Origin of the sequence: Pseudomonas sp. Seg1 (assembly GCF_018326005.1) — a bacterium.
GTDB lineage: Bacteria > Pseudomonadota > Gammaproteobacteria > Pseudomonadales > Pseudomonadaceae > Aquipseudomonas.
Map to the genome: position 1 here is coordinate 1013824 of NZ_AP021903.1, position 13045 is coordinate 1026868.

General features: G+C 58.5%; 9 protein-coding genes. 3 read left to right on the top strand and 6 right to left on the bottom strand.

The annotated features are described in order from the left end of the window. Positions 1-50 precede the first annotated feature (50 nt). The 5 genes from KI231_RS04305 to KI231_RS04325 form a co-directional block, all read right to left on the bottom strand. Positions 51-1646: an ABC transporter substrate-binding protein gene (locus KI231_RS04305; protein ID WP_103303150.1), complete on the bottom strand. Its 1596-nt coding sequence runs from the start codon at positions 1644-1646 to the stop codon at positions 51-53. Between the two features lie 76 nt (positions 1647-1722). Beyond that, positions 1723-3144 (bottom strand): OprD family porin, encoded by a 1422-nt coding sequence (locus tag KI231_RS04310; protein ID WP_213027542.1) that lies wholly within the window; start codon positions 3142-3144, stop codon positions 1723-1725. A gap of 176 nt (positions 3145-3320) precedes the next feature. After that, the gene (locus tag KI231_RS04315) at positions 3321-4919 is read right to left on the bottom strand and encodes an ABC transporter substrate-binding protein (protein WP_213027543.1); all 1599 of its coding nucleotides are present in this window, start codon (positions 4917-4919) and stop codon (positions 3321-3323) included. Positions 4920-5221: 302 nt separating this feature from the next. After that, positions 5222-6847: an ABC transporter substrate-binding protein gene (locus KI231_RS04320; protein ID WP_103303147.1), complete on the bottom strand. Its 1626-nt coding sequence runs from the start codon at positions 6845-6847 to the stop codon at positions 5222-5224. Between the two features lie 259 nt (positions 6848-7106). Then, complete coding sequence (locus KI231_RS04325; protein WP_213027544.1) at positions 7107-8708, bottom strand: ABC transporter substrate-binding protein; 1602 nt, start codon at positions 8706-8708, stop codon at positions 7107-7109. A gap of 894 nt (positions 8709-9602) precedes the next feature. On the opposite strand from KI231_RS04325, the gene KI231_RS04330 reads away from it, so the two are divergent. Then, entirely contained in the window at positions 9603-9959 is a 357-nt protein-coding gene (locus KI231_RS04330) for a DUF6124 family protein (protein WP_213027545.1), read from the top strand. Between the two features lie 186 nt (positions 9960-10145). Here the strand turns inward: KI231_RS04330 and KI231_RS04335 are convergent, their stop codons facing one another. Continuing rightward, the gene (locus KI231_RS04335; protein WP_213027546.1) at positions 10146-10862 is read right to left on the bottom strand and encodes an SIMPL domain-containing protein; all 717 of its coding nucleotides are present in this window, start codon (positions 10860-10862) and stop codon (positions 10146-10148) included. Between the two features lie 313 nt (positions 10863-11175). Here KI231_RS04335 and KI231_RS04340 point away from each other — a divergent pair, with 313 nt between their 5' ends. Beyond that, positions 11176-12438, top strand: coding sequence for an ATP-binding protein (locus tag KI231_RS04340; RefSeq protein WP_103303143.1), 1263 nt, complete (start codon positions 11176-11178; stop codon positions 12436-12438). Continuing rightward, positions 12431-12991, top strand: coding sequence for a response regulator transcription factor (locus KI231_RS04345; RefSeq protein ID WP_003221630.1), 561 nt, complete (start codon positions 12431-12433; stop codon positions 12989-12991). Before KI231_RS04340 ends, KI231_RS04345 begins: the two co-directional genes overlap by 8 nt. Positions 12992-13045 lie beyond the last annotated feature (54 nt).

The window sequence follows — 13045 nt, forward strand, 5'->3', positions numbered from 1 at the left end:
GTTAGGCGTGCCCGGCTTCCCTGGAATCAGGGAGGCCGGGAGTTTCTTATCTACTTCACCTGGGTGGTGGCGAAGTTATTAGTGGTGAGAGGGCTGATGTGATAGCCCTCTACGTTGTTGCGCATTGCGGTAAACATCCGGGTGTGGGCCATGCTGATCCACGGTTGGTCCTGATTGAACAGGACCTGGGCCTGCTCGTAGAGTTTCGCGCGCTCGGCCGGATCTACTTTAGCCCGTGCTTCGTCGAGCAGTGCCTGGAATTTCTCGTTGCACCAGCGTGCGTAGTTTTCGCCGTTCTTGGCGGCCTCGCAACTGAGCATAGGCGTCAGGAAGTTATCCGGGTCGCCGTTGTCGCCCGCCCATCCGGCCGAGACCATATCGTGTTCGCCGGCCTTGGCGCGTTTGAGCATCTCGCCCCATTCCATCACGCGGATGTCGATCTTGATCCCGACTTTCGCCAGGTCAGCCTGCATCATCTGCGCGCCGAGCATCGGGTTGGGGTTGGTCGGACCGCCACCGTTGCGGGTAAACAGGGTAAACACGGTGCCTTCCGGAACCCCGGCTTCCTTGAGCAGCTTGCGGGCGGCGTCGAGGTCACGTGGCGGGTTCTTCAGGTCGTGGTTGTAGCCGAGCAGGGTCGGCGGGTACGGGTTGACCGCGACCGACGCATTGCCTTTGCCGAACAGCGCGTTGACATAGGCTTCCTTGTCGAACGCGATGTCGATGGCTTTGCGCACGCGCACGTCGCTCATGTACTTGTGCTGGGTGTTCATGGCGATGTACGAGACGGTCATCGCGTCCAGTTCATCGACTTTCAAGTTGCTGTCTTTCTTGATGCTCGGGATGTCGTCCGGTTTTGGATACAGGGCGATCTGGCACTCGTTGGCCTTGAGCTTTTGCAGGCGCACGTTGTTGTCGGTGGCGATGGCCAGGATCAACGCGTCAGCCGGCGCCTTGCCTCGGAAGTAATCCGGGTTGGCCTTGAAGCGCACCTGAGCGTCTTTTGCGTAGCGCTGGAAGATGAACGGGCCGGTGCCGATCGGCTTGTTGTTGAGGTCGCCGGTCTTGTTGGCTTTGAGCAACTGGTCGGCGTATTCGGCCGGGTAGATCGAGGAGAACGCCATCGCGATATCGGCCAGGAACGGCGCTTCGCGGCGGGTCAGGGTGAACTTGACGGTGTTGTCGTCGACTTTTTCGACGTTTTTCAGCAGTTCCTTGAAGCCCATGCTTTCAAAGTACGGGAAGCCCACGCTAGACAGTTTGTGCCATGGGTGATTCGGGTCCAGCTGACGCTGGAAGCTCCAGACCACGTCGTCGGCGTTCATGTCGCGGGTCGGCTTGAAATATTCGGTGGTGTGAAACTTGACGCCTTTGCGCAGGTGGAACGTGTAGGTCAGGCCGTCTTCACTGATGTCCCAGGATTCGGCCAGTGCCGGAATCACTTCGGTGGTGCCGGGCTTGAAGTCCGCCAGACGGTTGAAGATCGTTTCGGCCACCGCATCGGCAGTGACTGCAGTTGTGTACTGGACCATGTCGAAGCCTTCCGGACTGGCTTCGGTGCAGACCACCAAGGGTTTGGCCGAGACGCCGATGGCGGCGCTCAACAACGCGGCAGCGACGGCCGCACGTAGGGGAAGCATTTTCATCGATAACCCTCTGCAATCGGTTGAAGACAAAAACCGAACGGCCGACTCATCATGAGTCAGCCGTCGGTTGGCGTTTTTACAGGATGTTGAACGGAATGGTGGTCACGAGACGGAACTCGTTGATGTTGCCGTCAGCCTGGTTTTCACTGGCGCGGTGCGTGGTGTACGTCGCGCGAATCGCGGTGGCTTTGAGCGGGCCGCTCTGCACGGCGTAGGAAGCACCGATGCCGTATTCGTAGTGAGTTTCGCCGTCCATCAGGCTCAGGTCGCCGCGCTTGGCGCCCGGGTCGGTGTAGGCGGTGCCACGGTAGTGAGTACCGTCAATGCCCCAGCCGCGTGCCTGGTAGATGTTGAACTTCAGGCCTGGCACGCCATATTCGGCCATGTTGATGCCGTAGGCGATCTGGAAGGACTTCTCGTTCGGGCCGTTGAAGTCCGACAGCAGGGAGTTGGCCAGGTAGATACCGTTGGTTTCGTGCAGGTAGTCGAAGTAGGTGTCGCCATTCACTTCCTGGTACGAGAAGGTCAGGCTGTGCGCCTGGTGAGCCAGACCCAGCGACAGCGAGTAAGTATCGTTGTCGATCTCGCCCATCAGCTTTTTGCCTTCGTCGACGGTCTTGTAGTAGTTCAGACCGGTGGTCAGGCTCAGGACCTGGCTGTCACCCAGTTCGTGGGTGGCGCCGAAGTAGTACTGGTTCCAGAAGTCTTCGACGTTGGAGCCGTACAGGCTGGTTTTCAGACTCTTGAATGGCTGGTAGTTGACGCCAGCGATGTAAACCTTATCGGTCTCAACGCCAGTGGCCGAGTACTCGGTACGGAATTTCGACAGGCTCTGCTCGGTACGCGGCGAAACACGGTCGAAGCCACCGAGGTCGAACGACAGGTTGTTGAACTCTTCGCTGTGCAGGGTAATACCCTCAAAGCTCGAAGGCAGCGGACGGTTGCCGATGACGTCTACGATCGGCGTGCTGAAGTTCTGCCGACCGGCGGTCAGGGTGGTGTTCGACACGCGCAGCTTCACGTTGGCCAGACCCAGTTTGCTCCACTGGTCGACAGCGTCGCCGTCGGAGTGCGCCAGGGTACGGTTGGAACCGCCGGCGATGTCCTTGCGGTCACGGTCCAGAACGATGGCGTTGTAAGCGGCGACTTCGGTGCTGACGCCAACGGTGCCTTGGGTGAAGCCCGAGGTGTAGTTGACGATGGTGCCCTGAACCCAGTTGATACGACGCGGAGTTGGCGTCTTGACTACAGGCGTGGTGTTCTTGTCGCTGTTTTTCACGTAGCTGAAGCGATCATCACGACGCTTCAATTCATTGGCATACCAGTTACGTGTAGTGCCGCCCAGGCTTTGTCCATCGATAAAGCCTTTGGCCTCGCTTTGGGCGCTACTGCCGGCCAACGTGGTAGGGACGAACTCCTGACTAGCAGGTTCTGCGTACGCCGTGGCGGTGATGCTGCTGATGGCCAAGGCCAGTATCGCGGTGCTGCTCAGTTTCATGGGTGAAGCTCCTTTACTTTCTTTTTATGCCGGCTTTTTTGGGTTGGCCGGTTATTGGTTTAGAACTCATTCACACATCGCAAACGTTTGCAAAAAGCCGGATTGGCGAATTTCGGCAAAGCGCTTGCGTGAGGGGGATAGACGGTCCCCCTCAGCGTTGCGGCTAATCGGTTGGGTTAATCGATACTGACACCCGAGAACACGTTGCGACCGAAGGGGCTCACCTTGAACCCTTCAACCCGTGTGCTTAATGGCTGGTTGACCGTCGAGTGGGCGACAGGCGTAATCGGCACTTGCTGTTTAAGCAACTGCTGAGCCTGTTTGTAGAGCACGGTGCGTTGGTCGCGGTCGGTGACGACCTTGGCCTCTTTGACCAGCTTGTCGTAAGCCGCGTCGCACCACATGGAGTAGTTGTTGCCGCCAATGGCGTCGCAGCTGTACAGCGTGCCGAGCCAGTTGTCCGGGTCACCGTTGTCACCGGTCCAGCCGATCAGGCTGATGTCGTGCTCGCCGTTCTTGGTGCGCTTGATGTACTCGCCCCATTCATAGCTGACGATCTTCACCTTCAGACCGATTTTCGCCCAGTCCGCCTGAAGCATTTCGGCCATCAGTTTGGCGTTCGGGTTGTACGGACGTTGCACCGGCATTGCCCACAGGGTGATCTCGGTGCCTTCCTTGACGCCGGCAGCCTTGAGCAGCTCTTTGGCTTTTTCCGGGTTGTAGGTGGCGTCCTTGATGGTGTCGTCGTAGGACCACTGGGTCGGTGGCATGGCGTTGACGGCCAGTTGGCCGGCGCCTTGATAAACAGCGTTGAGAATCCCTTGTTTATTCACCGCCATGTCCAGCGCTTGACGCACTTCGAGCTGGTCGAACGGTTTGTGGCGCACGTTGTAGGCGATGTAGCCGAGGTTGAAGCCTGGTTTGGAGATCAGTTGCAGCTTCGGATCGGCCTTCAATGCTTCAACATCGGCCGGGCGCGGATGCAGGGTAATCTGACATTCGCCAGCCTTGAGCTTCTGCACACGCACCGAGGCGTCGGTGTTGATCGCGAAAATCAGGTTCTTCAGCTTGACCCGGCTCGGGTCCCAGTAGTGCGGGTTGCCGGTGTAGCGGATGTTCGAGTCTTTCTGATAACTCTTGAACACGTACGGCCCGGTGCCGATCGGTTTCTGGTTGATGTCGCTCGGTTTGCCTTCGGCCATCAGCTTGTCGGCGTATTCGGCGGACAGGATGGCGGCGAAGCTCATGGCGATGTTCTGGATGAACGCGGCGTCGACGCTGTTGAGCGTGAACTCCACGGTCAGCGGCCCGGTCTTCTCGACCTTGGCGATGTTCTTGTTCAGGCTCATCCCGTTGAAATACGGGAACTCGGTCGGATAAGCCTTACGGAATGGCTGCTGCGCATCAAGCATGCGGTTAAACGTAAAAAGCACGTCGTCGGCGTTGAAGTCGCGAGTCGGCTTGAAGTACGGAGTTGTATGAAATTTCACACCTTCACGTAGGTGAAAGGTGTACTTGAGACCATCCTCGGAAATATCCCACTTGGTGGCCAGCCCGGGTACGACGTTGGTCGCGCCTTTTTCGAACTCGACCAGTCGGTTGTACAGCGGCTCGGCGGCGTCGTTATCGGTGGCCGTCGTGTATTGCGCGGTATCAAAACCCGCCGGACTGCCTTCGGAGCAGAACACCAGACTGTTGCTGGCGGCGTGGCTGGCAGACGTGGCGGCCAACAGGCCGGCGCCCAGCAATGCGGAAAAAACCAAGGTATGGCGCATGACGCTCCCTCTTTTTTTAGTGTTGTTTCGATGCGCCGCGGTCCCGTCCAGGGACGTTGTGGCTGCATCGTGCTCAAACCAGTACGGACAACAAACCGTTAGCCCACGCAGTCACTGGTCAGAACCCGACGGTAGGGGCCGTGGGTCTGGCAGTAAATGCGTTGAGTCCTAAAGACTCGTAGGAAAAGGCAACACGTCCTGTATCTCCCTGGATAGGCAGGGTGGAAAAGGTTGTAGGCAAATTCCTAACTAATCGGCAGAAAAAAACAGCGGCGACGCTGAAAACGTCGCCGCTGTCTCTTTTAGTTGCTGACGCTGACGCCGTAGAAGGAGTTCAAGCCGAATGGGCTGATCTTGAAGTCCTGCACGTTGGCGCGCATGGGTTGATACACCGTCGAGTGAGCGATAGGTGTCATAGGGACTGCATCTTTGAGGACGTGTTGCGCCTGTTTGTACAGTTCGGTGCGCTTGCCCTGGTCGGTAGTGCGCTTGGCTTCTTTGACGAGGCCGTCGAACTTCTTGTCGCACCACTTGGAGAAGTTGTTGCCGCTGAGCGAGTCGCAACCAAACAACACGTTCAGCCAGTTGTCCGGATCACCATTGTCACCGCTCCAGCCAATGATCATGGCCTGGTTCTCGCCACCTTTGGAACGCTTGATGTACTCGCCCCATTCGTAGCTGGTGATCTTCACTTTCAAGCCGATCTTGGCCCAGTCGGACTGGAGCATTTCAGCCATCAGCTTGGCGTTCGGGTTGTACGGACGCTGTACCGGCATCGCCCACAGAACGATCTCGGTGCCTTCCTTGACGCCGGCTTCCTTGAGCAGCTGTTTGGCTTTCTCAGGGTCGTACTTGGCGTCTTTGATGGTGGTGTCGTAAGACCACTGGGTCGGCGGCATGGCGTTGACGGCCAGTTGGCCCGCGCCCTGGTAAACCGAGTCGATGATCTGCGGCTTGTTCACGGCCATGTCCAGCGCCTGGCGAACGCGCAGGTCAGCCAGCGGGTTCGGCTCGTTGCTGCCCTTGACCTTGTCCATCACGTTGTAGGCGATGTAGCCCAGGTTGAAGCCAGCCTGGTCAGGCATTTTCAGGGTTTTGTCTTCTTTCAGCGCTTTCAGGTCGGCTGGACGCGGGAACAGGGTGACCTGGCACTCGTTCTTTTTCAGCTTCTGGATGCGCACCGACGGGTCGGTGGTGATAGCGAAGATCAGGTTATCGATCTTCACGTCTTCAGGTTTCCAGTAGTCCTTGTTGCCGGTGTAACGGATGTTCGAGTCTTTCTGGTAGCTCTTGAACACGAACGGGCCGGTGCCGACGGGTTTCTGGTTGATGTCGGCAGCCTTGCCTTCTTTCAGTAGTTGCGCTGCGTATTCGGCGGACTGTACAGAAGCGAAGCTCATGGCCATGTTCTGGATGAACGCAGCATCCACTTCTTTCAAAGTGAACTTGACGGTGTGGTCATCGACTTTATCGATCTTGGTGATGTTGGTGTCCATCCCCATGTCGGTGAAGTACGGGAATTCGGTCGGGTACGCCTTACGGAACGGGTCATCCTTGTTAATCATGCGATTAAAGGTGAACAGCACGTCGTCGGCGTTGAACTCGCGGGTCGGCTTGAAGTACGGAGTGGTGTGGAACTTGACGCCTTCACGCAGGTGGAAGGTGTAAGTCAGGCCGTCATCGGAAATGTCCCACTTGGTCGCCAGACCAGGAACGACGGCGGTGCCGCCACGCTCGAACTGGGTCAGACGGTTGAACATGGTTTCAGCTGAGGCGTCGAAGTCGGTTCCGGTGGTGTACTGGCCTGGGTCGAATCCGGCCGGGCTCCCTTCGGAGCAGAACACCAGGTTAGTCGCAGCGGATGCGAAAGGTGCGGAGGCTAACAAGCCTGCGCCGACTAAAAACGGAATGACCGCGTGTTTAAGCATGTTGGCCTCATGATTTGTTGTCATTTTTTGATTTGAGGTACGACCTCGTGAGTCGTGCCTGCGGATACTTATGCAGGCGCCATACCCAATGCAAGATCCAGAACACTCGGCGACCTCAAACGGTGGCACGAACGTACCTTAATGTCGCATCGGTATAACTTCTGACGCATTTGACCGTTTGCGGGTGGTTTTTACGGTGCAAATGGAGCCCCAAAACGGTGCATTGGTCACGTTGTGCGCGCCGCATTGGGGCTTGGTGTTACTTATTTATACCCACACCGTAGAAAGGGGTTAGACCAAACGGGCTGATGCGGAAGTCGGTGACCTCCTTGCGCAGCGGCTGGAACACCGTGGAGTTGGCAATCGGCGTGATCGGCACTTGCTGTTTAAGGATCAGTTGCGCCTGTTGATACAGTTTTACCCGCTGCGACTTGTCGGTCGAGACCTTGGCCTGTTGCACCAGCTTGTCGTAGGTCGGGTCGCACCATTTGGCGTAGTTGCTGCCTTTTACTGCCGCGCAGCTGTACAGCACACCGAGCCAGTTGTCGGGGTCACCGTTGTCACCGGTCCAGCCATAGATCATCGCGTCGTGTTCACCATTTTTCGCACGCTTGATGTACTCGCCCCATTCGTAACTGACGATGTTGGCCTTGATGCCGATTTTTTCCCAATCCTGCTGGATCATTTGCGCCGACATCCGCGCATTCGGGTTCGAGGCACGCTGCACTGTCATCGCCCAGAGGTTGATGGTTGTACCGGGTGCAACCCCTGCTTCCTTGAGTAGCGCTTTGGCTTTTACCGGGTCGTGCGGCGCGTCTTTGATGTTCGGGTCGAAGGACCATTGCGCGGGTGGCAAGGCGTTCTCGGCCAACTGGCCGGCGCTTTGATAAACGGCTTTGATGATCGCCGGTTTGTCGATGGCCATGTCCAGGGCCTGGCGCACTTTGAGTTGGTCGAGCGGCGGGTGAGTAGTGTTGTAGGCGAGGAAGCCGAGGTTGAAACCGGCCTGTTTGAGTACGCGCAGGTTCGGGTCTTTTTCCATGACTTCAATGTCGGCCGGGCGTGGGTAGCCGCTGACCTGGCATTCGCCGGTTTTGAGCTTTTGCAGGCGTACGGCGGCGTCCGGGGTGATCGAGAAGATCAGGTTGTCGATTTTTACGTCTTCGGGTTTCCAGTAGGCCTTGTTTGCGGCGTAGCGGATTTGTGAATCCTTTTGGTAGCGCTTGAACACGAACGGGCCGGTGCCGATCGGTTTCTGGTTGAGGTCGGCGGCTTTGCCTTCCTTCAGCAGTTGCGCGGCGTATTCGGCCGATTGCACCGAGGCGAAGCTCATGGCGAGGTTTTGTACGAAGGCGGCGTCGACGTTGTTGAGGTTGAAGCGCACGGTATTTTCGTCGAGTTTTTCTACCGATTTGATCGTGGTGTTGAGGCCCATGTCGGTGAAGTACGGGGACTCGGCGGGGTAGGCCTTGCGGAAGGCGTTTTCCGGGTCGAGCAGGCGCTGGAAGGTGAACAACACGTCGTCGGCGTTGAAGTCTCGGGTTGGGGTGAAGTAGTCGGTGGTGTGGAATTTTACGTTTTGGCGCAGGTGGAAGGTGTATTGGAGTCCGTCGGTTGAGACGTCCCATTTTGTTGCCAGGCCGGGTTCGATGTCGGTGCCGCCGCGTTGGAATTGGGTGAGGCGGTTGAAGACGGTTTCGGCGGAGGCGTCGAAGTCGGTGCCGCTGGTGTATTGGCTGGGGTCGAAGCCGGCGGGGCTGGCTTCGGAGCAATAAACGAGTGTTGTGGCGGCGTTTGCTAGCGGGGCGGTTGTGGCCAGGGCCAGGGAGATCAAGAGTGGTTTTAGGGTGGATCTTGGCATGGAGTCCCCGGGGATTTGGAGGTGGTTGTTTTTTGAGGGTAGCGGGGATTTGTGGGGTTTCGGAAATATCGTTTTTCTTGGGGGAGTGTCTATCTCGGTATATCTGGCGGGTTGTGTGTATATCCGTTGCTGCGGTTATGGCTGCTTGGGGTTCCGCCCTTACGGCGGGTCACTTTTTCCAGACGCCGAAAAAGTAACCAAAAAGGCTTGCTCCTGCGTGCGGCCCGCTCGCTGGGGCTCGGGGTTCCTTCGCTCCGGGATCGATCCGCTCAGCCTTCCGACGTCGCCCGTGGATCAAGATCAAGAGCAGGCGAGCTGACACTCGGCCTATTGAGTGGGGCGGCATGCGCCGCGTGCGGGGTGTACTTGTCGCCTCTGTAGGAGTTGCCGAAGGCTCGGGCCGCGATCGGACGATCTTTTGATCTGGCTTTTGCTTACCTGTGGGAGCTGGCTTGCCAGCGATGGCGGCCTGAAAGCCGACCAATCTCTTGCAGACTGCACGCGAACCAATTGTAGGAGTGAGCCTGCTCGCGAAGAGGCCCGCCCGGTCGCCCGATTATTTGAGCTGTTTAAATGTTTATCGAATTACCAGAACCTTCCCACAAGGTTTTCAGGTTGTCCGTCGGACGTGCGCTCTCTAGGCTTCGGATGTCGCAGAGGACTCTGCGATCGGGAGGTGAGATTCCCGGTTATCGAATTTGGAAACCTGCGCAAGCAACGCCATAATCGCCGCCAGTTCATGCTGTCGGCAGTTCTTTATGGCGGCTATGTACGGGCGGACTTCGGTTCGGCCGGGTTGGTTTCCTTACCGGTAATCTCACTCCGTACATAGTTGCCACCTCGTTTCTCGAGTGAGATCGGAAGCGTATGGCGTCATTCGTAAGGAAATGCTCCATGGATAAATTAATCCCTGACCCACCCCTCGAAACCCCACTCGAAGCAGCCCTGCGCGACGAAGACCTCGCCCGCAACCGCGAAGCCATCAAGCGTGCCCTCGATTTCTATCTTTGTCCCCAACCCGGAAAACCGCGCCAACCGAGCACGATGTTCATGGTCTGTCCCAACGTCGACACCGAAAGCCTGCTCGCCCATGCCTGTGAATCACTGGCCTCTGCCAGCGCCGCTGCCAGCAACTTCGCCAATGAGTTGGGCGGCACGCAGCGCAACACGATGCTCGGTATTCAGCAGATCATCATGCTGGCCGAACTGACAGTAAACCGGGCGCTGGATCGGGTTGATCCACAAACCTGAGACCGCGTTATCGTTCATCGCTGGCAAGCCAGCTCCCACAGGTTTGTGCCGATTTTGAAATCGACGCACGACCTTGTGGGAGCTGGCTTGCCAGCGATGACGGCCGAGCAAACAACACAAATCCCAGGCACAAAAAAACCGGCGATCATGCTCTGATCGCCGGTTTTTCATTCAGCCCACATCAAATCACTGCATCAACACTTCAATCGAGCCATCAGCGGTCATGCTGACCTGGCTCGTACCCGCTTCGACTTCAGGCGTCACTGGCGCTGAATCCATGCCGGCGGCTTTCATCATCATCGGCGCGCGCAGGTACGGTTGTGGATAACCGTTGCTGTTGAGGTTCAGGTTGACGATTTTGTAGCCCTTGCCGCCGAGTGCGTCGGTGGCCAGTTGGGCGCGGGCCTTGAAGGCGGTGACGGCTTCTTTGAGCAGCGCGTCTTCACTGGATTTGCGGGTCGGGTCGGCGATGGCGAAGTCCATGCCGCCCATTTTCAGGTCGGTCAGCAGTTCGCCGGTGAGTTTGGACAGGGCGGCGAAGTCGGCGCTTTCCAGGCGCAGTTCGGCACGTTCGCGCCAGCCGGTGATTTTCTGGCCCTTGGTGTCGTAGATCGGGTAGCTGTTGCGGCTGCCCTGGCGCAGGGTGATGTCCTTGACTTGCTTGGCCTGGGCCAGTGCCTTGTTCATGGTGGTGCTGACGTCGGCGGCGAGTTTGGCCGGGTCGGTGTTTTGCTCTTCGGTGTAGAGCGTCACGATCATCAGGTCGCGGGCCACTTCCTGGCTGACTTCGGCGCGCAGGGAAATCTGGTTGTAGTGCAGCTCATCGGCGGCCAGGGCCGGAAGGCTGGCGACGCTGCCGACGGTCAGGGCGAGAAGGGCGGCGCTGCGGCGAAATGTGTGCATGAAGGCTCCTTGATGAGGGCGCAGGTGTTGGTTCGGACCTGCGTGAACCATCAGACTCTAGCTTTAATGATCCGGTTCGCCCAGTTACAACTTCTATACAGATGACTGGTGGCTGCTGCGCAGCCAATCGCGAGCAGGCTCGCTCCCACCTTTGAAATGCGTTCCCCTGTGGGAGCGAGCCTGCTCGCGAAGGCGTCCTTATAGCCGCCGAAAATGTTTTCGCCATGTGGTCGTTTGCCGCACTTTCGCCTCTGAAGGGCGCGGCTTGGTTATACTCCGTGCGATCCGCCTGGAGCGCTCATCAGGAGAGCTCATGCTCGCCCCCGTACAACTGACTTCCGCCACTCGCCAGAACCTCTGGCGGCTGACTTTCATCCGCACTTTGGTGCTGGCCGCGCAGGCCGGTTCCGTTGGTCTGGCCTATTGGCTGCAACTGTTGCCGTTGCCGTGGGTGCAACTGGCGATGACCCTCGGCTGCTCGATTCTGCTGTGCGTGTTCACTGCCGTGCGTTTGCGTACGTCGTGGCCGGTGACCGAGCTCGAATACGCCCTGCAACTGGCGTGTGATCTGGTGATCCACAGTGCGTTGCTGTATTTCTCCGGCGGTTCGACCAATCCGTTCGTTTCCTATTATCTGGTGCCGCTGACCATTGCGGCGGTGACGCTGCCGTGGCGCTACTCGGTGATTCTGTCCGGCATCGCGCTGGCGCTGTACACCGTGATGCTGACGCGTTTCTATCCACTGGAAACCCTGCCGGTCGCCCGCGAAAACCTGCAGATCTACGGCATGTGGCTGAGCTTCGCGCTGGCCGCCGCGGTGATCACGTTTTTTGCTGCGCGCATGGCCGAAGAGCTGCGCCGTCAGGAAGAATTACGCGCGATCCGCCGCGAAGAAGGCCTGCGCGATCAGCAATTGCTGGCCGTTGCCACGCAGGCCGCCGGTGCCGCGCATGAATTGGGCACGCCGTTGGCGACCATGAGTGTGCTGCTCAAGGAGATGCAGCAGGATCATCCCGATCCGATGTTGCAGGACGATCTGAAGGTGCTGCAGGATCAGGTCAAACTCTGCAAAGAAACCTTGCAGCAACTGGTGCGTGCCGCCGAGGCCAACCGGCGTTTGGCGGTCGAGATGCAGGACGTCACCCAATGGCTCGACGAAGCGCTGAACCGTTGGCACCTGATGCGTCCGGAAGCCAGTTATCGCTTCCATCGTCTCGGCCAGGGCACCGTGCCGCGCATGGCGCCGCCGCCGGATCTGACTCAGGCGCTGCTGAATCTGCTCAACAACGCCGCCGACGCCTGCCCGGAAAACCTCAAAGTGACGCTGGATTGGGATGCCGAAACCGTGACCATCAGCATTCGCGATCACGGTGCCGGCGTGCCGCTGGCCATCGCCGAGCAGATCGGCAAACCGTTTTTTACCACCAAGGGCAAAGGTTTCGGCCTGGGCCTGTTTTTGAGCAAGGCCAGCGTGACACGCGCCGGTGGCTCAGTGAAACTCTATAGTCATGAGGAAGGCGGCACGCTCACCGAGCTGCGCCTGCCTCACGGCGCCCGAGGAGACCAACATGAGTGACGAAATCCAAGTCGAAGGCGAAGAACTGCCGCATTTGCTGCTGGTCGACGACGACGCAACCTTCACCCGCGTCATGGCGCGTGCCATGGCCCGTCGCGGTTTTCGCGTCAGCACTGCCGGTTCCGCCGAGGAAGGCCTGACCATTGCTCAGGCCGATCTGCCGGACTACGCCGCGCTCGACCTGAAAATGGACGGCGACTCTGGTTTGGTGCTGCTGCCCAAGTTGCTGGAACTGGACCCGGAAATGCGCGTGGTGATCCTCACCGGTTATTCGAGCATTGCCACGGCGGTCGAAGCGATCAAGCGCGGCGCTTGCAACTACCTGTGTAAACCCGCCGACGCCGACGACGTGCTGGCCGCGCTGCTCTCCGAGCACGCCGACCTCGACAGTCTGGTGCCGGAAAACCCGATGTCGGTTGACCGCCTGCAGTGGGAGCACATCCAGCGCGTGCTCACCGAGCATGAAGGCAACATCTCCGCCACTGCCCGCGCCCTGGGCATGCACCGCCGCACCCTGCAGCGCAAACTGCAGAAGCGCCCGGTTCGTCGCTGAACCTGCGCTGAACGACTATCGCCGGCCCGCGCGATAAAACGCACCGATCTACTA

Bases quoted from the DNA above. Each gene is read 5' to 3' on its own strand.
- KI231_RS04315 (WP_213027543.1), bottom strand. From the start codon at position 4,919: ATGCGCCATACCTTGGTTTTTTCCGCATTGCTGGGCGCCGGCCTGTTG.
- KI231_RS04345 (WP_003221630.1), top strand. From the start codon at position 12,431: ATGAGTGACGAAATCCAAGTCGAAGGCGAAGAACTGCCGCATTTGCTG.
- KI231_RS04330 (WP_213027545.1), top strand. From the start codon at position 9,603: ATGGATAAATTAATCCCTGACCCACCCCTCGAAACCCCACTCGAAGCA.
- KI231_RS04335 (WP_213027546.1), bottom strand. From the start codon at position 10,862: ATGCACACATTTCGCCGCAGCGCCGCCCTTCTCGCCCTGACCGTCGGC.
- KI231_RS04310 (WP_213027542.1), bottom strand. From the start codon at position 3,144: ATGAAACTGAGCAGCACCGCGATACTGGCCTTGGCCATCAGCAGCATC.
- KI231_RS04325 (WP_213027544.1), bottom strand. From the start codon at position 8,708: ATGCCAAGATCCACCCTAAAACCACTCTTGATCTCCCTGGCCCTGGCC.
- KI231_RS04305 (WP_103303150.1), bottom strand. From the start codon at position 1,646: ATGAAAATGCTTCCCCTACGTGCGGCCGTCGCTGCCGCGTTGTTGAGC.
- KI231_RS04320 (WP_103303147.1), bottom strand. From the start codon at position 6,847: ATGCTTAAACACGCGGTCATTCCGTTTTTAGTCGGCGCAGGCTTGTTA.
- KI231_RS04340 (WP_103303143.1), top strand. From the start codon at position 11,176: ATGCTCGCCCCCGTACAACTGACTTCCGCCACTCGCCAGAACCTCTGG.